Below are 21,726 nucleotides of genomic sequence, written 5' to 3'. Positions count from 1 at the left end.
GGGTGATTAAAACGAAAGGTTAATGTTAACCCCATACTGACGTACAGGTGGAGTCTGGCCCGTGGTGTTAATACCAAGGCCGATAGCTGACGTAGTGGTCGGCGTTGACGTTGCCTGGCTTCCTGGTAGCGGATTACCCTGGTAACTAAACTCAGGATCCGTATAGTAGTTGAGCTTATCGACAATGGTGATAAGATTCCGGCCATACAAGGCAATGCTGGCTCCCGAGAAGATTTTCGTTTTAGACAGCAATTTCTGGGGCAAACGATAGGACAGGTTAATGTCACGCAGTTTGATGAACCAGGCTGGTGTAACAAAGTTCTCCGAGATCAGCCGGTAGTTATCTACCCATAAAGAATATTCAGCTTCGCGTACATTAACGCTCGTATTCGGAATCACCGTTGTTCCATCAGGGCCCAGATAAGCTGAATTCGCGAAGATGTGCGGTGCACGGTCTTCGGTCCATTTACCTGTTCCGGTAAAGGTCATCTGCCGACCCAGATCGCTGAACATTACGTTGCCACCCCGGTATTCGAAGTTAAACGTAAAGCCAAAATCACCGTACTCGATTTTCGAACCCAGCCCAGCAATATGCCGGGGCAGAACACCACCCCGACCCGTTAAGGTAGTCTGACGCAATGGATAGCCCGTGGTTGCGTTAACCAGTACACGACCTGATCCATCCGGCGCATATTGATAGCCGTCGGTTTTCAGGTAAGGGAAACGCATATCTTTAATTACGTTCGTATTGGCGTAAGAAAATCCACCGTACTGGAATTCTGTGATGCCCGGATAGAGGTCAACAACTTTGTTATCGTTGTAAGAATACCGTACGCTGGCATCCCACGAAAATTTACCTCCTCTGGCAATCAGGTATTTAAACTCAGCTTCGTAACCCCAGTTTTTGGTTTCGCCGACGTTGATCAGCAGGTTCTGAAACCCGGTCGTGTTTGGAATTCTAACCGTAATAACCTGCCCTTTAGAGGTTTGCGAGTAAGCGGATACGTCAATATTAATCCGGTTGTTGAGCAACTGGAATTCAGCTCCAACTTCGCCAGAATAAACGTTTTCCGGTCTTAAATTAGCATCGGGCAACGTGTTTCCTACTGTCAGGCCAACCGTATTGCCATATGGAAAGCCTGCTCCGTTCGGATAGGTTAGATCCAGCCCATACAACGGAATGTTGTCGTTAGCGTTTTTGTTGTAATTCGCCCGCAACTTCATGTAGTTCAGGAACGAACTCTGTATCCTTGGGAAGGCATCCGTCGCAATAAAGGAAAGAGCGGCTCCATAGTATGGATAAGACCAGTAGTTGGTTGGACGAGTGGGTTTAAAGAACTTGGATGTCTGATCGAAACGGAACGAACCATTCAGTATCAACCAGTTTTTATAGTTCATTGTGAGGTCAGCATAATAACCCAGACGGCGTTCCTGCGTTGTAATCTCTCCACCCTGTAGTTCGCCCTGACGGTTCGATACGTTGTAGATATCAGGTACGACAATCGAAGTCGATCCTACACCGATACTCTTGGTTGTGCGCTGGTACAAGCTACTACCTAACAACAGTTTAGTAGACAATGGTCCAAAATCTTTGGATGCTGTAGCCTGAAACTCGTTGTTAATAACATTCTCCGTTCCCGAATAATCCAGCACCGAGCCCAGGATATCCGTAATGGCGCGGTAGATACCCGTTCCATCACCATCGCGGAAAAAGGGAGCCGGAATAAACGATTTGCTTTTAGCCCAGTCCGAATATAAAAACTTACCCGTCGTATTTTTGCCTGTCCGGGAGTTATTCATCACCCCTATCCGCTCATTGAACGATAGCCAGCTGGTCGGTCTGAAATTCAGGTTCAAGTTACCGTTCAGGTTAGCATCTTTGTATTTCATCCGGTTATTGTCGGCATTAAAATACGGGTTGTTGTAATAGTCGTTATAGAAACCGTTGGGATTGGCAAACTTGTTGTTTTGCCAGTCGCGCAGGTCGTTTAACGGCAGGTTTGAAGGCTGGTTGAGTACATCATTGTAAAAATCGGATGAGGTACGATCATAATTTGCCTGGGTGAAGGCAGCGTTAAAGCTGGCGGTCACTTTACCATATTCTTTCGTAGCCGACATGCGGGTACCCGTCCGTTCGCTTTGGTCATGAGGTACAATACCCGCAATTTTCTGGTTTTCAATCGACATGTAGAACGAACTGGTTTCGTCGCCCCCCTGGAAGCTCGCCTGGTTATTTACTGACACTCCCGTATTAAAAGCTTTCCGGCGAGCATTTGGAATAGCCGAATAGGGTAACATAAGTTGCCCCCCATCTTCAGTTGTCCGGCCCTGCATGCGGATCGAACCATCGAATGCATCGCCATACTGCTGGTTTTCATACGAGCGCCAGTTGTCCTTCATGCGCTCCAGATAATCAGCCTTGTAGCCAGTTGTACCAAAGGCAGTCGCATAATGTGATCCGGAGCCATACTTATCCTGAAGTTGAGGCATGAAGCTGATCTGATCAAAGTTCGTGCTGTTCGAGTACGACACCTTCAGCTTTCCCTTCACACCCTTTTTGGTTGTAATTAAAATGGCGCCATTGATACCAGCCGAACCGTATAACGTCGCGGCCTGACCACCTTTCAATATCGTTACGCTCTCAATATCATTTGGGTTGATGAGTGCCAATACAGTCGAGGTAGTTTGCATACCATCGAGAACCACCAGGGCTTCGTTGTTACCGGTTAATGAGCGATAACCCCGTAAAACGACTTTTACGGCGGGATCAACGCTGTTATTGATGTTATACACGGCCAGTCCAGTTACTTTACCGGAAAGTGCCTGCGCTAATTGTGGCGAACGACCAACCGTTACATCTTCGGTTTGCACTTTTGAAATGGCATAGCCGATTTCACGCTGGCTTTTCCGAACGCCCTGGGCCGTTACAACAACCTCCTGAAGTTGAGATGCATCGGGTTTAAGAGAAAAATCAAGTGTTGTTTGATTTTCGAGCTTAACGCTGGCCGTAGCGAAACCAATAAAGCTGGCCTGAATTACATCGCCTTTTGAGGCATTAAGCTGGTAGGTGCCATCGGCATTCGTTGTTGTACCCTGGTTTGTCCCTTTGATCAGGATGGTAACTCCTGGTAACAACGAACCGTCTTCTGATGAAGTGATCTTTCCAGTGATGCCCCGATTTTGGGCAAGCAAAGGAATAGCTAGTAAACACAGTAGGAACTGCGTCAGTAGAAATTTGTACATATCACAAAGTTTAAGTTAAGAAGTAATACTCTATTTACTCACTAGCTTCAAAGATATTAAGAATTGCTTAAAGTCATCTCAATGAGTCACCATATTTATACTTAATTGATGGGTCAATTTCCAAAACAAGATAAATAAGCCATAAAGCCGAATACACAATAGAATTACAAAGCATATTACCCGATACCCATATACCCTAAAAGCAAAAGCGGAGACTTCAAAAAAGTCTCCGCTTCGAAAAAGGGTTTTTGACTATCGAAAATTACTTATCCCACCAAACGCGGGAACTCGTTTTATCACCATTTGTCAGCTTGCCTATTGCCTCATTATAGGCTGTTGTATTCAGTGTTGGTTCAGTATTGGGATAGCCATATCGACGCGGAATCTGCTTGCTTTCATTGACAGCATATGGCGTTGGTTTTAGGTCGGGATAACCCGTACGACGCCATTCTGTCCAGGCTTCAGTACCATTCGGGTAAAGTGAAATCCAACGCTGATCACCGATTTTAGCCAGGAAGTCAGCTGTTGTTGGGGCAACTTTTGCACTGGTCGTATAAGCCGTGAACTTAGCTGCGTCATACACTCCATACTGCTCCCAGGATGCCCGAATAGCCGCATTGTAGGCAATCGTGGCATCATCTGTAATCCAGCCCCGAACGGCTGCTTCTGCCTTGGCAAGTAACATTTGCGAGGCCGTAATTATATAGCCCGGTTGCGTTTTTGCCAGGATTTTGGTTCCCGGCCGCGAGAAATCATTCGCCCCTGTATACTGAATCAACAGGTTACGGTTCAGCCCGTAAGGCAATCCGGAGTAGTCACCAGCCGTAGTCGGTGCGGCATAAATCGGTAATCGCGGATCACTCAGGTCTTTCAGCTTATTGACCAGCACATCACTGACACCATAATCATCACGGCCATCGAACAAGGCGTTATCAGGATTCCGGAATTGGTTTGCATCGGTATAAGCCACGAGCGCATTATCGGCATTGGCGCTTATGTAGCCCCCCGCATCCGCATACGCAGCCGTAAACTCTGTTTTGGCGGTAGCCGGATCTACTTTCGTGAGTCGAAGAGCCATCAGCATTCGCATCGAATTGGCAAATTTCTTCCACTTTGCCGCACTACCACTGTAGATGATATCCCCGCTGAACACAGTACCGCCGTCAAACTGAGCAGACGCTTCTTTCAGTTCCTTGAAGAGGTCAGCATAAATGGCCTGCTGCGAATCATATTTAACCTGGGTATCCTGCTTCAACGCACCGAAGTATGGAATATCGCCCCAACGATCCGTCGTTACCCAATACATATATGCTTTCAGGATTCGAGCAATGGCCAATTGGTTGTTGTTTGAGCCAAACTGTGCCACGTAGGCTTTCGTAGCCGGATCGTTATTGTAATTGATAATCGTTTGCAGATCCTCAAGCGTAACGGCGTAGTATCGGCTCCAGTCAGCAAATGTTGTCGAGTAAAGTGAGCTTTCAGGGTATTGAGTCTGCGACCAGTATTGCGCAAACAAGCGTGGCTCAGGAGCCAATCCCGTCAAACGACCGGCAACCCCGTCTAACAAGGCTCCCGTTGCGGTTGTAGGTGGAACGCCCGTAATAGCCTCCGTTAGCAGAGCCGACGTAACTGGCGTAAGAGCCGCATTGGGCGTTACGTTTTCATTACCAAAATCGCTGCAACTGGTCATAAAACCCAATGCAGTGAGGAGGCTGAGCGCCAGAACTTTATTTTTTATCGTTATCATGTGTAAGCTTATGGATAAGCTGAGCCGATGCGGCCCAGACTGTTTTTAGAGACCTAACCGAATGTTGAAACCAAGTGAGCGCGTGCCAGGCTGCTGGCCATTCTCACCAAAACGCTGCGACAATTCTGAGGGATCTATGTTGCGATTGGTTGCATAGATTAACCAGGGGTTACGAGCTACTACAGAGACGTTGATGCTCTGAACAAATTTGTTTGCTCTGATTGGTAACCGATAACCCACGCTTACTTCACGCAGTTTTACATACGACGCATCGAACACCGAATTGTCGATGATTGAGTTATTCCCAAACTGGTGGTAATAGTCATAGGCTCCAACATACGTATCAACGGCTTCGCCATTTTCGTTAACGCCTTTTACATGTACACCACCGCCATCGGCTACCTCATCACGAACATTTTTGCCTTTGTCATTTGTCGCAGCGGTTTCGGCATAAAGCCCGGAATAGGTTCCCCAGAAGTTCGACAGTGAGAAGTATTTACCACCTTTCTGGTAATCGATACTGAAAGCAAGCGAAATGTCTTTATACCGTATTGTATTCACAAAACCACCTGTAAACGTTGGCAGTACAGAGCCAAAGTACTGGTTTGTCGCGAACTGGTATGTGCCATCAGAATTCAGCACAGGCTGACCATTTTTGTAAACAATGCCATTGCCACGAAGTTGCCCCCAACGGTTGTTTCCGCCGTTATCGACGCCCGTTGAGTGAATAACATAGGCATAATTAAACGCATCGTTGGTGGTGTAGGACTGAGTCGTCTGACCGAACGGTATTGCCGATGTTGCCTGAATGGAATTTACACCAGGTGCCAGACTAATAATGCGCGAATTGTTTACGGCAAAGTTCAGGGTCATATCCCAGTTGAAGTTTTTACCAACAACGGGTTTACCATCCAGTTGAATTTCAACCCCATCCCGCTCGATCCGTCCGGCATTGATTACTTTTTGGGTGAATCCACTGGTAGCAGTTACATCAACATTCAGAATCTCATTGATCTTATTCTCGTGGTAGTATGTAACAGCTAAACCCAGACGGCTTTTTAGGAAGCGTAAGTCAATCCCCGCTTCGTAAGCCGACGACAAAGACGGGATAATTCCAGCATTAGGCAATAAGTTAGGCGTCGTCATCAGGCTATTAACGCCATTATATTTGGCCTGATCGACAGCATACGTCAATGCCAGCTGATAGGGATTCAGGTCCGATCCGACCTGTGCCCAGCTACCACGTAGTTTACCAAACGACAGGAATGGAAGCGCTCCTCGGGTCAACTCGGAGAAAACGAAGCTGCCACCTACCGATGGATAGAAGTAGGAGTTGTTATTGGCCGGTAATGCCGAGCTCCAGTCATTACGTCCTGTTACTTCTAGATATACCAGACTACGCCATCCCAACGAAGCCCGTGCATAAGCACTTCGAACGGTTTTGCGGAATCGGTTATTTGTCTGCGTAAATGCCTGCAGGGAGTTACCGATCGTGAACAAATCCGGCACAAATAAGCCACCATTCGTAGACAGATCGACACGCGTGTACATATTGTCGCGAATGTTGCCACCGACGTTGGCATTCACATCAAACTCGCCAAAGTGATTATCGTAGGTCGCCAGGAACTCGTAGTTATCTTCGCGCTCTGTGATCTGACCTGTTGTATAGGTCGCCTTCTGCCCTGTCTGACCACCACTGGTTTCAATAATCGTTGGCGTTTTATTCTCGTAATTCGAGTTGCGCTGATTCCGGCGCATCCAGCCTTGTACTCGAAAATGGTCGTTCAGTTTATATGTCAGGTTCACGTCGCCAAACAGTCGGTCGCGGTTGCTCGTATTGTTAATACTATTCAGATAAGAATACCAGTTGTACCAGTAATTCCCCTTGTTAAAACCTGCCGTTGTGAAGTTAGTTGTAGCAGTTGGGTTCGTATGGTTCCAGCTGGCAAAGTTTCCTGTTGGTGTTCTAAAATCCTGCAATTCCTTGATAATGCCCATATCAAGGTCCCGGTGAAACCACTGGTTGAATGATCCCGCTCCTGAATAGTTACCATATCCATCGCCGAAATTACCCAGTAAGTGCTCTGTCGTGAAGTTCAGGTTAACCCCTGCTGTCAGGTGTTGCCCCAGATCAAAGGTACTAGCCGCTGTAATGTAATTCCGCTTCAGTGACGTACTGGGTAAAATACCTGTTTGGTCTAGATTCGTGTAAGACATACGCAACGTATAACCAGCCCCACCGCCCTTCAGGCTAATGCTGTTGTTAAACGAACGGCCAGTGTTGTAGAAATCGCGGACGTTGTTTGGCTGCGCCGTATAAGCGGCTGTCTTAAACGAATACGGATTGTTTGGGTACCAGGCATACCAGGGTATATACTCACCACCGTCGATTTTTGGTCCCCACGACGCATCATCCGAATAATCGTGGTACCGCTTCCCATCAAGCGCCTTCCATTCTGCCGGATTGCCTGCTGCCCAGGTAAATGTACGCCAGTCAGATTCACCCCCGCCCCCGTATTGGTTCTGATACTTAGGGATAATGTTAATCTGCTCGAAAGTCGTTGTACTGTTGATGTCGACTCCAATCCCTTTTCGGTTCAGCCCTTTTTTTGTCGTAATCACAATAACGCCCGCATCGCCACGCTGACCATACAGGGCCGTTGCGTTAGGCCCTTTCAAAACAGAGATATTTTCGATGTCATCTGAATTGATATCGAGTGAACCAGGGGTATCGCTATCACTTGTTAGCGGGGTGCCATCGATTACGTAGAGTGGGTTTTTATCGACCAGTGAAGCTGCTCCGCGAATACGAACAACGGCCCCTGAACCAAGTTTTGAACCGGCCTGGCTTAGCACCTGCAAACCAGCAACTTTACCGGCCAGTGCATTAGCCGCATCGGGTTGACGGGTTACTGTCAGCTGCTCAGCACTGACCTGTTGCGTAGCGAACGATATTGATTTCGCATCCCGTTTAATACCAAGCGCCGTTACAACAACTTCCTGGAGTTGCGCAGCATCGGATACAAGACTTACATTAATAATTGATTGGTTACCAAGTTTAACTTCTTGTGAGATGAAGCCTATGAAACTAAAAACCAGCGTTGAGCCCGCTGGTGCATTTAACTCATACTCACCGCTGGCATTTGTACTTGCCCCCCGCGATGTACCTTTTACAGTAATGTTTACTCCAGGAAGTAGTGAGCCGTCTTCTGTCGATGTGACTTTACCGCTGACTGCTATGTCCTGGGCTAGCAACGGCAAGCTGAAAAAGCACAGCATTAGCTGTGCAATTAGATGTTTTCTCATAAAGCAAATTCGTCTAGGTTAATAATAAGTTTACAAAGAAACTTATATCAAAATTGTACAAAAATTAATTCACAACAAAATTTCCTATTCGGTAGATTATGCCGAATAAATAGTTAGACTTATTACCTTTTCTGATATAATTACTTAAGTTGGATTTAATATTTTGATAATCAATCTATAACGTATACATTAAAATGGGATTAAAAATTAAAATTCCCTAAAAATTCATAGCAACAAAATGAGTAATAATATTGTTTTTTCAAGTATCGAAAATCTTACTCAATGACTGAAAATCTTACCCAAAAATTAGATTAGTTATATTTACCTAGAAATATACTTATTACTAAAATCACTGCGTATTTATACTTAAAGTATATAAAGGAATATTTAATTTGTAAAAATTAGCCGTGCATTAATTATCCGTTTTCTTTGAAGTATATATAAAATGGGTAAGGGCTTTGGCACTGGTTTCACCTCGCAGGAGAAACACTCAGTACCAAAGCCCTTATCTACTTTTACTTACATGCTCGGCAAAACAATAACTGATTACTTTGCCGGTATTTACGAAACTACTTCCTGAGAGTTCACCACTTCTGGTTTGTTCTGCCCGACCAATTCCGTCAATAATTCATCAACATTTACCGTTGCGAAACTACTGGCATAGTCAGACATAGCGTAAGGAATGATCAGTTCACGACCATTAAGAAGTCCACCGCAGCTGTACACCACATTAGGCACGTATCCCTCGCGCTCATTTTCATCAGGACTTAGAATTGGCTCACTCGTACGGCCAATTACTTTAGCTGGGTCATTCAGATCCAGTAAGAAAGCGCCGATCGCATATTTCCTCATCGGACCCACGCCATGACTTAGTACCAACCAGCCAGCTTCGGTCTCAATGGGTGAACCGCAATTACCAAGCTGTACATACTCCCAGTGGTAGGTCGGCTTCAGAATCAGTTCTTTGGTTTGCCAGAAATACAGATCATCTGAATACATCAGATAGATATTTTCACCATCCTGCCGGGATATCATCACGTACCGCCCACCGATCTTACGCGGAAACAGCGCCATGCCTTTGTTGGACACTTCAGCGCCGTTCAGTGTGCTGATGCTAAAGTGAGTAAAGTCTTTCGTTTCGAGCAGTTGCGGGAAGGTAACTTTGCCGTTGTAGGCCGTATAGGTGGCATAGTAGGTCACTTCGCCATTGTCGTCGGTGAATTGTACGAAACGGGCATCTTCAATACCATTTGTTTCATTGGGCGAGGTCGGGAAAATACAGCGCTCATCCAGGCTCTGATCCTCCTCAAAGTGAATCTCGTAATTCGATTTGGCAAGCGCCAGCAGACCACCGGCAATCGTCTCATATTCAGCATTATAACGATACTGAGCAGAAACCCGTTTGATCTGGGCGTCAAGTTCGGGGAGACTAAATTCATCCCCAAGCCCAGCCATCATTTTTTCCTGAATACTGTTTTCCAGCCGTAGTTCATACAACTTACGCTCAAACTGTGCACGATTGAAGCGGTGGTTCGATACAATTTCGGGCGATGTAACATAACGGGAGGGCTTCCTCAATACAATTTTACCCTCTTCATCAATATACCCCATCCGAAACGAGATGGAGGAAATATGCCCCTCCCCCGTTGCCCGAAGGCTTAAAATAAAGCGCTTATAACCTGGCGGCACATTGCTCTGATCGGGGTGCCAAATCATGGAAGGGTTAAACAGCGCGGCCGATTCCAGCGAGTACTCCATTGTGAAGTAAGCCCCCAGTAAAAGCTTCCGTTCGAGCGTTAATGGCTCATCGGTCAGCAATTGTGGCTTAATCTGCTCAAAACGCTGTAACAAAAAACGTTCGAGCTTATAGTGGCGCCCCCCAAATTCGCGGATTACCTCGTCAAGTTTCTGTTCGGCTTCCTCGTCGGTCATACCACCAACCCGGGCGATAATTTTAAGAGTGCGCGTAGTGCTACCCAGCTCAAAAGGGCGAAACAAAACGCGGGTGGGGTCAGGCCTAAGCACAATGCCTGTACGGGTGGCTTTTATACTCATGTACGTTAAATTGCTGAATAGTAGAATCGTTGAACGATTGAATTTAGGCGATTTTGCGTAAACTCAATAAGTCAACGATTCAATTACTCAATCATTATCCGTTTACCAGCGATGTAATGGCAACCTTAACTGATTTCGTTTCCAAACGTCGCTTCTGGGTGTTGTATAATTCGGCTAACGCCAGTAGATACGATAGGGTCGATTCGGCTCCCTGATTCTGATTTACCCGATCGATATGCAGCCCGTCGCGGCAACCGCCCGTTTGCTGGTCATAAATAGGAAGGCTCAGGTCATTAAGGCCCGTAAACCATTTGAATACACGGATGGCAGAACGATGCCACTGATCATCGCCCGTTATATCGAAAGCGGACAGACAGGCGGATACGGTACTTTGAGCTTCTAACGGCTGCTGATCGAAATAGGCACGACTCTGGCCTCTTGTATAAAATCCGTTAGAACCAATAGGCTGGAAATGACCACGTTCCGATGTTTGCAGATTCACTAACCAGCGCAACGACCGCAACCCGATTTCAGCTAATCGTTCATCACCCGAACGGATCAGAACATGAGCCAGCACAGCGTTATCGTACGATAAAACGTTCTCGAACCAGGGCCACTCTTCCGTTGCCGTTTCCGAATACCGGAACATCAGCTTATCCAGCAACTGGCGTTGAATCGTTTTTGCCAAACGGTCGTCATTGAACCGTTTCTGATATTCGTAAATGCCTAATAACGCAAATGCCCAGGCACGAGGTGATGTCATATCGGCAATAGTAGGAAGCACCTTTTCCAGTAGGCTCATTGCCCAGGTAACGGCATTTCGATCTGTTGCGCGACCAATGCAGACACCGAGTGCCCAGATGGTTCGTCCGGTGCTGTCGTCAGAACCGAATTCTTCGAGCCAACGGCGGTCATAACTCATAAAGTTTCGAAAGCGCCGGTGATCTTCTGTATAGGCATGATTCAGGAATGCACAGTAGTTATCAGCAGCCTGACTCAGTTTACGGTCGCTCAGACCAGCTTCCTGAAGGGTAATAGCCAGAATTAGCGCTCGGGCATTATCGTCGGTACAATAGCCTTCTTCATAAAAGGGCAAATGATAGCGGGCATGCTGGGCAATACCCGTTGAGTCGGTCAGGCGGTATAAATGATCGAGCCGGATTTCAGGAAGTTTGAAAGCGGCACTGCCATTTCCTCCCATATCGTAAGGAGTCTGGTTATTAATTGTGGACATACGCTCCCGACGTGCTTTCGCAAATGATCCGGCATATTCCTGAATCACGCGCTCCCAGATCATATCGCGCCCCATCATGTATCCTTTCTTACGCATGGCATGACGGGTCGGTTCGTCGGTCAGCAGGTTAATAATCTGATCGGCAATAGCTTCCGAATCGCCAAACGGCACCAGAACACCACGGCCTTCTGCCAGTAGCTCCTCAGCGTGCCAGTAAGGTGTTGACACGACAGCCTTGCCACAACCAAACGCATAGGATAGCGTTCCCGACGTAATCTGGGCTGGATTGAGGTAGGGAGTTACATAAATATCTGCCGCACCCAAGTATTCCAGGAGATCGTCAAGTTCAACAAACTGATTGTAGAATTGTACATTGTCGCGCACACCGCACTCATCGGCCAGTTTTTTCAGGCTATCACGATAGACTTCTCCTTCATGGCGAATCAGATGCGGATGCGTAGCCCCAAGTACCATATAAACCACATTCGGAAACTGCTTCACGATGCGTGGCAAGGCACGTATCACATTTTCGATGCCTTTGTTTGGCGACAGGAGTCCGAATGTCAGCAACGTTTGTTTCCCCTCCATACCAAAGCGATCTTTATAAAAATGCGGATCGACAAATGGCATGTCGGGAATGCCATGCGGAATCAGGTCGATTTTTTCTTCGGGTACTTCGTAGATGTTGATCAGAAAATCACGGCCTTTTTCAGACATGCAGATCACTCTTGACGAAAGGTCTGCAATGCTTTTCAGCACGAGTAATTGTTCTTCATTCGGATTTTTAAGAATTGTATGGAATGTTGTGACAACCGGCATGTTAAGGTTTCGTAGCAATGTCAGGATATAGCTACCGGCCGGTCCACCAAAAATACCGTACTCATGTTGTAGGCAAACGACTTCAGTATCCTTCGCATTCAGGAATTCGGCAGCTTTACGGTAAGCTTCCTGATCATGCTGGTAAAAATCGTATCGAACTTCGCTGGGATAATCGTATCCGTCGGGTGTATCATTGACCGAAACAACCATTGCCCGCGAATCGGGAATGAATGAGTTGTATGATTTATATAGATCAGAAGTAAACGTAGCAATGCCACATTGACGGGGAAGATAATCGCCAATAAACGCTACATTTTTAGGATTGTGCGCCCACACTACCGAATCATTCATATGTGTTGTCATAGCCGTTGAGGAATGTCTTTAAGCCCAAACTTTAGAACTGTAGAGGCTGCTTAGAGCACTGTTTGTCTATGATAAATAGACTTACGGGGGCTTTTGTTTGGCCAAAAAGCACCTTTTTGTCTTATATGACACTAATTAATAAGCATATAGGACTATTATACAATAAAACCTACATTTTACCATAATCTCATTCGTATTATCCCAAAAAAAACGTTCGCTACCAGATATAGGTAGCGAACGCAAAGGAATTTCGGCTTGCTGCTTTTAGCAGATAATGGCTAGTGTCAGTATACGCTTTCTCATCGGCCGGCAGGTATACCAGGAGCCAATTTCATGTACACGGGCTGCATTCGGTCATAGTTACCCGTGTATTCAAGATGAGGCCGAAATTCATAATACGTCAACTCAATGTCTTCAATGTCACTAAAACGAAAGATCTGCCACCGGTTATCCTTATCTGTATAGAGCGTTGGTATGACGTCACGGCAAAATCCATACAGACTTGGCATTTGTGATTCTTTGTGCAATCCGGCCATGTAGGGTTCAACAGTTCGCCAAATGCTATTATGCTTGATTTGGATTACTCGATGGTCAGTTATTGCGGTACCAATAATCGTCAGAAAGTGATTTTGTGATTGTGGGGTCATAATGTTGGCAGTTTGAGGTCTTTCATAGAATTTGTGTTGAGGAGACGTTGATTATCTGAACTAATTGCCCCACATAACATGCCAAATGCTTTCAATCAACTATTTTTTTTCATATTTCGTGTTCGGTATTAATACAATAAAAATACCATCAACAAAACGCCACCATTCGTTAAAAATGGTGGCGTTCTCAGTAACAACACAACAAGTAAGGATATTCCAGATTACGCCGTGCCAAAACTGCTACTTACACGTAAGATAATTTTGGCGGGCATTACCCGAGAGGTATATACGAGCTATTTATTTTTTTATAAGTTCCTGAAGTAATTGCTCCAAACGAGCCTGTTTCTCCTTAACAGCCTGTAACTCCTGTTGTTGTTTTTGATTAGACTGTTCCAGTTGAATACTGTATAACGTAAGCTCTTCTATCTTCTCCAATAATTTGGCATTCATCTTACCGAGATCAACACCCTGTTCAACCACCTCGGCAGCTGAAGGTATTCCCGGCAAATGCCGATACTGACGGATATAGGCAGCAACTTCAGCTAATGGCTTTAGCCGGTAATCGGTTGCGAATACATAATCAGACCACTCTGATGTGTTTTTGATCGCTACCTTTACCTTCTCAGTCAGAATTCCTTCTTCTACAAAAAGCTTATATCCTTTTGGGGTTTTATTTAAACTGGTACCGATAACAACGGAGTTCCCATCTATACTACGAAGCACCTGACCATTGCGCTCCCAGAAAGCGGCAGTTGTGGTTTCACCCTCTCGTGCTCCACTTGCAATAGTACCCAAAACGACATTACCGGCTACATCAACAGTAAGAAATTTCGTAGTTCTTAATGTGGTAGTTGTTCCTATTGGCAAGTTTGTTAATTTAAGACCCGCTGTTCCAGCACTTCCGCTAACAATTTCGAGCTTGGTTGTCGGCGCTGAAGTACCGATGCCCACGTTGGCTCCCTTTCCCAGCACAACGCTGTTATTGGCCGATACCTCTGCTCCATACCCGATTGCTGTTGCATTGACCAGGGCAGGATTGGCTGGATTAACGCCAGCTCCGGTACCCAAAAAAGTATTTTGACTGCCAAGCGTATTCTCTAAACCTGCTGCTCCGCCAATCATCACATTGTCGGAACCCGTTGTCTTGAAGCCGCTATTGAGCCCAACGAGGGTGTTGTTACTACCTGTCTGATTATAATATCCTGCTCCATTACCCACAAACGTGTTATATACGCCCGATGTATTGGTATAGCCCGTTTCAGTTCCCATAAACAGGTTAAAATTTCCACTCAGGTTGTTAAACCCTGAATGATAACCCAGGAAGACATTATTTTCTCCATTGATATTGCCATAACCACTAAAAAGGCCTATGAAAGTATTAAAGCGGCCACCGGTATTCGTGAAACCTGCGCTAGGCCCTAAAAACAAGTTTTCGCGGCCCGACGTATTGCCTGCTCCAGCGTTGTCGCCCACGAAGAGATTATAACTACCGGTTGTATTGCTCAATCCTGCCTGTGTGCCCAGAAAGGTATTGAAACTGCCAGCGGTCGTGTTAAGGCCACTTTTGTAACCAATAAACGTATTCGACAACCCATTGCTCGATAAGCCAGCCGAATCGCCGACAAAGGTGGCTCGTACACCGGTCGTATTGTTCAAACCAGCTTTGGCGCCAACAAACGTATTACCAGAAGCCAGATTCTGGTAACCAGCCGAGTCGCCCACTGCTACATTGTTTTTGCCAATTAGATTTAAAAACAGTGCTTCAGGACCAAGCGCTACATTGTTACACCCCGTTGTATTAGAAAAACCTGCTCCTGTGCCCATGAACAGGTTATCGCAGAGGCCAACTGTACCCGTACCATTAGTTACTGTTACCGATGTAATTGCCGAAGCAGTTTGACTGGAAGCATCTGACACTTTAACGGTAAATGATTTTACACCTGAAGCCGTCAGGCTGGTAACGCTAGCCGTATTGCCACTTAGCGTGATCGTTCCTGGCCCGGTAAACGAATAGCTGAATGGCGCGGTACCACCCGACGTTGTTGCAGATAATGTTGTCGTTCCTGTTGTCACCAGAGCAGGATCGGCCGTAAGTCTAACCGTCAAAGGACCCTGTAAAGTACCCAAATTAAACCGGGCCAACACCGGATTGTGATCGGAAGTTGTACTGGCATAGGGCCCTTCTATACCCGTCGTTGGTCGTAATACCGCTGCTGAATTGCTAATGTAAGCCTGTACCAGCTCATTGCCAATGGTTATGTGGTCAATAAAAACAACCGATGAATTGACGGTAACACAACCTGTTGTTTCAAGCGGTTTGGTAATAATCCGGTAATTAGTGGCATCCTGATCAAAATTAGCGTAAGAGGATGGCTGGCCAGTTGTTATGGATGTTGTAATCCGGTCATTAAAATCACCGAGCATAATCAGATTCGCTTTCGGATAATTCTGATCCAATTCGGCCTTCAGATCAATAATATCCTGTTTCCGGCGGCTGTAATCGGCGGCTGCACTTCCCGATTTAGCATGTATACCGACAACGTGAATTTTACGGGTCTGCCCATTAACCGTAACATCTGCAACAAACAGATAAGGTAATCTCCCCGATTCCCAACTATTGCTGCTCGGGTAACTGTATTTGCTTGTCAACAGTGGTTTGCTTTCGGCAAGAACTGGCGTTACGGTAGCCGTATTATACATCACGCATACTTTTTGGGCGAATTTGGTCGGCCCAAAAACTGTTCCATCGCTATTAATTGCCTGATCGCACTCATTCTGGAAATAATAGGAGAACTTATCGGAGCACACATAGCTATAACTACCGGGCAGCGATCTGACAACGCCAGCATAACGAGCCTCGTCGCTTACTTCTTCATTAACAATAATATCGGCGTTTAATCGCTGTAGGATTGTTTTTACGTTTCGTGCCTGTTTATCCTCGTCAACAGGTCCCTGATCAGGGTAGGCTCGGCTAGTCGGCGCTGTTGTACAAGCAATTGAACCAGCATCAGCGCCGAAAAAATCAATATTCCAGGTAGCGATGTCAAATGTCTGATCAGTTGATAAGCCTGACCCACCCGTTCCGCCACAAGCCTGATCGGCCAGACTGGACCCGGACACATCAGCCAAAATTCTGGGAAACAATTCGGTGATCGTGGCGGTACCACTGGTAACACGATCCGCAATACCCACGATCGTAATCGGCCCCGCTGGTTTACTAGCGCCATTCAACTCCGATTGTGCTTTAATGAAAAGCGTCCCAATACCTGATACGGCAGAAAGCGAATAAGTCGTGCTGGCAAAGGTGGCTCCTGTTCCACCGATTGTGGTATTTTGCACCTGTACCAGCTGGCCTTCATACGAAGACAGTTGACTAACCGATATTACTCTGGGCGTTGGAATTTTGGGGGCTCCCGCAACGACCGTATAGCTGGTAATATCAAGTTCCCGTGCCCCCTGATAAGTGTTGACAGTACCTATCACCTGAATGGAGTCTCCTAACTGAGCCAGTCCTCCTATAGCAGTTGTACTGTTAAAGACAGAAATACCGCCGGTAACATCCTGCATATAAAACAGATTGCCCCCGAACTGGCTGCTTACTGTGACCCGGCCACCTATTTTACCACCGGGCAGGGCTAACGTCGATGTTCCATCGCGTTGACTTCGGACAGTTGCAATGGACGTTCTGGGTACATTAGGATCACCGACCGTGCCCGTTACCACGACTACAGTACGGGCCGTTCCTGCTGCTGTCGTAGCCGTGTTCGTAACAGTTGCACTAACGGGGCCAACAGTAGCTCCTGTCAAACGAACCTTAATGGCTTGATCGATATTTCCTGCAATCGGCGTTATTGAAATAGTTGGTGTATAAATACTGCCGATCGGGTCATTACTGATCTCTATTCCTGCTGTAACTGACAGCGTAACAGGCCCCGTTAGGTTACGCCCCGTAATAGTGTATGAACCCGGCGCTGAGGTTACACCAACAAAAGTTGCCAGTCCTGTTATACTGGCTGGTGCAACCGATAATGTCTGATTCGGGGTCGGCCCGGTCGTTGTAGCCGTTACGGCTATGTCATCAATCGCTAAGCCATGATCGTTACCTGTTTGATCAGGATCATACCAGCGTAACATTATTTCGGAACCAGCCGGAATTGAAAGGCCGGAAAGAGTAGCGGTTCGGGTGGTACGATTAGCGGCTAAATTCCCATTAAGTGCCCCAATAGCAACGCTGGAACCAGAAATAGGGCTGGTAAAGTCCAAAGCTGGCACAGCCGTATAACTGACTGGAAGAGCAGCGTTAACGCTTAGACTTGTAATAGGGGTTGCTGATACCAGATAGGAAAAGCTGACTGTCTGAGCTGCAGCCTGACTAGTACGCCACTGTTCACCGGTATAATTAATTTGTAGTGAAGTAATCGTAGAGCCTGTGTTGTTTTTTAAGCGAAGCCCATGAACGAAATTGCCGGTTGTGGCCGTGGTGGACCCTATTGCCCCCAGTGCCCGGTCGTTGGCAATGCCCGTACCAAAGCTATATAAAGCACTAGTTGCTGACGATCCGTCACTTGCGGTAATTGTGGTGCCAGTTCCAGCGAATTCTGTATAAACTCCTGGTATAGTTGTGTTCTGAGTAAATGTTGCCGTACTGCTTTTGGGCAACGCATCGAAAGTCTGCGTAACAGGTACACCGGAAGCAGTAATAGAAATCTGGGCTGCGGCTGGCAACACCAATGCAAGCCAACAATATACCACCAGGCAGAACTGACTATAAAAGAATCGGTAGATATTGCTCATACTATCAGTAGATTAAAAATTGTAGCAAATCTACCAACTTCCCTCATAAACACTATTTTATGATTTGTCTCTTACATTTTTTTTATTAAACAATTGCTATAAAAGCCAAAACCGTGTTACCAATATGCCAAGAAAATATGACTAACAGAGACTATGGTTTTCTATAATGCATTTTAGAAACATACAGACTCACTCTTCAACACATTGCAGCGTATATACTGGTTTCGGTATGTTATTTCGCTTCAGCTTCGCTGAGAACTGGCTCAACTGCCATCTAAGCGTCTTCCAGTAAGGTATCGAATGAAACAAATTGATTGGCAAAACGGTCATGGATCCGCTGTTGCATGGTATCAGCGTGTAAACTCTGATAGGTGAAGTAATCCTCCATTGCATTAAAATCGAGCTGCACCGAAAAGGTAGTTCCTCCATTATCGAGTTCGGTTAGAAGCCGTAGCATCTTATGGCCAACAGGTAATCCCGTAGCAAGAATCGTCGGAATATGGTTGGTTTTCATCCAGTGAAGCCACTCTCGCTCAACTTCGTTGGCAACGCTATACGTTGTGTTGTAAAGAATCATGTTTGTCAAACAACCTAAGTTAGCGTTTTGGTTGTTTCTTTACGGTTAAAATCAATTTTGTATGTACACCGGCTTAGTTCACATGCACTCTGGCTTGCGCTGGATTGCGCTCGTTTTATTGATTGCCGCCGTATTTACTGCGCTTAGCAGATGGCAGGGACGCAACGGCTACACTGATGGCAATCGCAAACTGTATTTATTTACGCTGATCAGTATTCATCTTCAGTTAGTTATTGGTCTGATTTTGTACTTTATCAGCCCTAAAGTGAATTTCGGTATGATCAGCGATAAACTGTATCGTTTCTATACCGTTGAGCATCTCACAGGCATGTTGGTCGCTATCGTATTGATTACCATCGGCTATTCGCGTTCCAAACGCGCTTCCGATCCCACAACGAAACAGCGTTTAATTGCCATTTTTTACGGACTTGGTTTACTGCTTATTCTTGCCATGATTCCCTGGCCATTTCGAAATCTGGGCGCAGGCCTGTTCTAAACTAGAAGCAGTCTTCAGTTCAGTAGGCAGTTCCCTATTCAGTACTGCCTACTGAACTACTTAATGGCCAGTACCCCTGCATCCAGATACCCTGCCATTTCTGTTTGCAATAGCTGCGCTTCTGCTCGAGCACGATCGGCAAAATCCGTTCCGCCCGATGCATATAAAATGCTCCGCGATGCATTGACTAACAGGCCACCATCAGCAGTTAAACCCCGGCGCGATACATCCGCCAGCGAACCACCCTGTGCTCCTACTCCGGGCACAAGCAAAAAACTATCGGGCGCCAGCTCGCGAATTCGACTTAATTCATCAGCCTGGGTCGCTCCAACAACAAACATCAGCTTATCGGAACCTGCCCAGTTTTGGGCTGTTTTAATAACCACCTCGAATAATTCCTGTTCACGTGCGGAGTCTGTAAGAATTCGCTGACGCTGAAAATCTGCACTACCTGAATTTGAGGTTAAGGCCAGTAGAATTACCCATTTGCCGGCATAATCTAAAAATGGCAGTACAGAATCTCGACCCATGTAAGGCGCCACTGTAACCGAATCGAAATTCAGACCGGCGGCATCGGGGTCAAAAAAAGTACGGGCATAAAGGCTCGATGTATTCCCGATGTCTCCTCGTTTTGCGTCAGCAATGGTGAAACAATCAGCAGGAATATATTCCAGCGTTCGTTGCAGGCTTTCCCAACCACGAGGGCCCTGGGCTTCATAGAATGCAATGTTGGGCTTGTAAGCTACTGCAAGATCGGCGGTTGCATCGATAATGGCCTGATTGAAAGCAAATACCGGATCCGGTTCTTTTAATAAATGAGGGGGCAATTTGTGCGGATCGGTATCGAGACCAACGCAGAGATACGATTTTTTGTTAAAAATATGGCTACTTAATTCCTTGTACGTCATGCTCATAAGGCAAACCCACTCAATAAATAGGTTTACGGCAAAGGTACAAACTATGGCTACGGTTTTGTAGCTTTGTAGCCAAAGAGCAGCATTTTTTACTATTCAACTATTCTCTATGCAGGTTCGCGAAACGGCTATTAGTGGCCTGATTGAACTGATTCCCCGCGTGTTTGAAGATGAACGTGGCTACTTCTTCGAGTCCTACAATAAAACGCTGTTTACGGCGCTGGGCTTGCCGATGGAGTTTGTACAGGATAACCAATCGTTCTCGGTGAAAGGTGTACTCCGCGGGCTGCACATGCAAAACGAACCTTTTGCACAAGGCAAGCTTGTCCGGGTTATTACTGGTCAGGTACTTGACGTAGCCGTCGATTTACGTCCAGATTCACCCACATTCGGGCAATATGAAACGTTTCTGCTTGACGCGAAACTAGCCAATATGGCCTACATTCCTGAAGGGTTCGGGCATGGTTTCGTAGCCCTGGAAGACAGTATTTTCAGCTATAAATGTACGAATGTGTACAACAAAGCGTCTGAAACGGGTATTATCTGGAACGACCCTGACCTGAATATTGATTGGGGTGTCACTAATCCCATTGTTTCTGAAAAGGACTTAGAATTAAAATTCCTGCGCGAAGTATTTCCCGATGTAGTCGTTTAAGGACCATAGGTCAGCAGGCAGTATCCGCCATCCTGCCTGCTGGCTTATAAAAAGGACTACTTACTTCTCATACATTTCCTCCATCACCTTCCGGCCAACTTTCCGCGCCGACAGTGGGTTTTGCCCTGTAACCAGGCGCTCATCTACCTCAATGTAGGGTAAAAATGGAATGAGGCTTTTGCTATACAGCGCATTTTTTTGCCGCAATGCATCTTCCAGAAGAAAGGGTACCTGATCATCGAGACGAACTAGCTTTTCTTCCATATTTGAGAAGCCAGTTACCTGCCGGTTGTCAATCAGTTGTGAACCGTCGGAAAGTTTGACGTTTAACAGGCCACTTACTCCATGGCAAACGGCGGCCACCAGCCCTCCATTTTCATAAATATACCGGGTGATGTTTTGTAAGGCCTGATTATTCGGGAAATCCCACATAGTGCCATGACCACCCGTAAAGTACAGGATTTGATAGTCGGCTGGATTTACTTCGTCTAACCGTAATGAGTTATCGAGTTTATGCCGAAATATGGGATCGTTGTACCATTTTTCGTTAATGGTATCACGTCGGTCAATACTTTTTTCGTCGATTGGCACTCGGCCACCATTCGGACTTGCGATGTCATAGGGCAATTTACGGTCAGCAAGTTCATCGTAAAAATGCGTCGCTTCGCTCAACCAAAGTCCAGTTTTATGCGGTTTAGTTGGGTAGTCTGTATGGTTAGTACAAACGATTAACGCTTTATAAATAGGGTCCATGTGTCAACAGTAGGCAGGGACAGTCTTCAGCAGAAAGTGAACAGTTTGCCCTATACAACCGCCCACGGGAGACACGAAGATAAAGGGTTTTCCTGAATCTGTCCGCTACCAATCAGCTTACTC

The 21,726-nt window shown here is 46.2% G+C and carries 12 protein-coding genes; 2 read left to right on the top strand and 10 right to left on the bottom strand.

Translation table 11 applies throughout. The features are described from left to right. Nucleotides 1–6: 6 nt before the first annotated feature. The 8 genes from G8759_RS11950 to G8759_RS11915 all read right to left on the bottom strand — a co-directional run bounded on the left by G8759_RS11950 (nt 7) and on the right by G8759_RS11915 (nt 18,785). Nucleotides 7–3,243, bottom strand: a complete 3,237-nt coding sequence (locus tag G8759_RS11950; RefSeq protein ID WP_167208212.1) for a SusC/RagA family TonB-linked outer membrane protein — start codon at nt 3,241–3,243, stop codon at nt 7–9. Between the two features lie 262 nt (nt 3,244–3,505). Then, nucleotides 3,506–4,990 carry a SusD/RagB family nutrient-binding outer membrane lipoprotein gene (locus tag G8759_RS11945; protein WP_167208210.1) on the bottom strand — a complete coding sequence of 495 codons (1,485 nt, stop codon included), beginning with the start codon at nt 4,988–4,990 and terminating at the stop codon, nt 3,506–3,508. Between the two features lie 45 nt (nt 4,991–5,035). After that, the gene (locus tag G8759_RS11940; protein ID WP_167208208.1) at nt 5,036–8,296 is read right to left on the bottom strand and encodes a SusC/RagA family TonB-linked outer membrane protein; all 3,261 of its coding nucleotides are present in this window, start codon (nt 8,294–8,296) and stop codon (nt 5,036–5,038) included. Between the two features lie 561 nt (nt 8,297–8,857). Continuing rightward, a complete protein-coding gene (locus tag G8759_RS11935; RefSeq protein WP_167208206.1) occupies nt 8,858–10,351 on the bottom strand; it encodes a glycoside hydrolase family 130 protein in 1,494 nt (497 codons plus the stop codon). Nucleotides 10,352–10,445: 94 nt separating this feature from the next. Beyond that, nucleotides 10,446–12,767 (bottom strand): glycosyltransferase family 4 protein, encoded by a 2,322-nt coding sequence (locus tag G8759_RS11930; RefSeq protein ID WP_197933120.1) that lies wholly within the window; start codon nt 12,765–12,767, stop codon nt 10,446–10,448. 299 nt (nt 12,768–13,066) lie between these two features. After that, nucleotides 13,067–13,414, bottom strand: a complete 348-nt coding sequence (locus G8759_RS11925) for a WYL domain-containing protein (protein ID WP_167208204.1) — start codon at nt 13,412–13,414, stop codon at nt 13,067–13,069. Nucleotides 13,415–13,711: 297 nt separating this feature from the next. Next, nucleotides 13,712–18,208 (bottom strand): endonuclease/exonuclease/phosphatase family protein, encoded by a 4,497-nt coding sequence (locus G8759_RS11920; protein ID WP_167208201.1) that lies wholly within the window; start codon nt 18,206–18,208, stop codon nt 13,712–13,714. A gap of 274 nt (nt 18,209–18,482) precedes the next feature. Then, nucleotides 18,483–18,785, bottom strand: coding sequence for a DUF4286 family protein (locus G8759_RS11915; protein WP_167208199.1), 303 nt, complete (start codon nt 18,783–18,785; stop codon nt 18,483–18,485). A 61-nt stretch (nt 18,786–18,846) separates the two neighbouring features. Between G8759_RS11915 and G8759_RS11910 the strand changes: the two genes are divergently transcribed. After that, nucleotides 18,847–19,281, top strand: coding sequence for a cytochrome B (locus tag G8759_RS11910; RefSeq protein WP_167208197.1), 435 nt, complete (start codon nt 18,847–18,849; stop codon nt 19,279–19,281). A gap of 56 nt (nt 19,282–19,337) precedes the next feature. On the opposite strand, the gene pyrF is transcribed toward G8759_RS11910, so the two are convergent. Then, nucleotides 19,338–20,189, bottom strand: coding sequence for an orotidine-5'-phosphate decarboxylase (pyrF, locus tag G8759_RS11905; RefSeq protein WP_167208195.1), 852 nt, complete (start codon nt 20,187–20,189; stop codon nt 19,338–19,340). Between the two features lie 115 nt (nt 20,190–20,304). Here pyrF and rfbC point away from each other — a divergent pair, with 115 nt between their 5' ends. Further along, on the top strand, nt 20,305–20,850 hold the full coding sequence (rfbC, locus tag G8759_RS11900; RefSeq protein ID WP_167208193.1) for a dTDP-4-dehydrorhamnose 3,5-epimerase: 546 nt from the start codon (nt 20,305–20,307) through the stop codon (nt 20,848–20,850). A gap of 60 nt (nt 20,851–20,910) precedes the next feature. On the opposite strand, the gene G8759_RS11895 is transcribed toward rfbC, so the two are convergent. Continuing rightward, a complete protein-coding gene (locus tag G8759_RS11895) occupies nt 20,911–21,603 on the bottom strand; it encodes a type 1 glutamine amidotransferase domain-containing protein (protein ID WP_167208191.1) in 693 nt (230 codons plus the stop codon). Nucleotides 21,604–21,726 lie beyond the last annotated feature (123 nt).

The sequence above is a fragment of the Spirosoma aureum genome, from assembly GCF_011604685.1.
GTDB classification, from domain to species: Bacteria; Bacteroidota; Bacteroidia; order Cytophagales; family Spirosomataceae; genus Spirosoma; species Spirosoma aureum.
The sequence above is the reverse complement of the archived record's forward strand: the minus strand, read 5'-3'. Positions and strand labels throughout refer to the sequence as shown.

Coding starts and splice junctions, on each gene's coding strand:
- G8759_RS11950 (WP_167208212.1), bottom strand. CDS start 3,243: ATGTACAAATTTCTACTGACGCAGTTCCTACTGTGTTTACTAGCTATT.
- G8759_RS11945 (WP_167208210.1), bottom strand. CDS start 4,990: ATGATAACGATAAAAAATAAAGTTCTGGCGCTCAGCCTCCTCACTGCA.
- G8759_RS11940 (WP_167208208.1), bottom strand. CDS start 8,296: ATGAGAAAACATCTAATTGCACAGCTAATGCTGTGCTTTTTCAGCTTG.
- G8759_RS11935 (WP_167208206.1), bottom strand. CDS start 10,351: ATGAGTATAAAAGCCACCCGTACAGGCATTGTGCTTAGGCCTGACCCC.
- G8759_RS11930 (WP_197933120.1), bottom strand. CDS start 12,767: ATGACAACACATATGAATGATTCGGTAGTGTGGGCGCACAATCCTAAA.
- G8759_RS11925 (WP_167208204.1), bottom strand. CDS start 13,414: ATGACCCCACAATCACAAAATCACTTTCTGACGATTATTGGTACCGCA.
- G8759_RS11920 (WP_167208201.1), bottom strand. CDS start 18,208: ATGAGCAATATCTACCGATTCTTTTATAGTCAGTTCTGCCTGGTGGTA.
- G8759_RS11915 (WP_167208199.1), bottom strand. CDS start 18,785: ATGATTCTTTACAACACAACGTATAGCGTTGCCAACGAAGTTGAGCGA.
- G8759_RS11910 (WP_167208197.1), top strand. CDS start 18,847: ATGTACACCGGCTTAGTTCACATGCACTCTGGCTTGCGCTGGATTGCG.
- pyrF (WP_167208195.1), bottom strand. CDS start 20,189: ATGACGTACAAGGAATTAAGTAGCCATATTTTTAACAAAAAATCGTAT.
- rfbC (WP_167208193.1), top strand. CDS start 20,305: ATGCAGGTTCGCGAAACGGCTATTAGTGGCCTGATTGAACTGATTCCC.
- G8759_RS11895 (WP_167208191.1), bottom strand. CDS start 21,603: ATGGACCCTATTTATAAAGCGTTAATCGTTTGTACTAACCATACAGAC.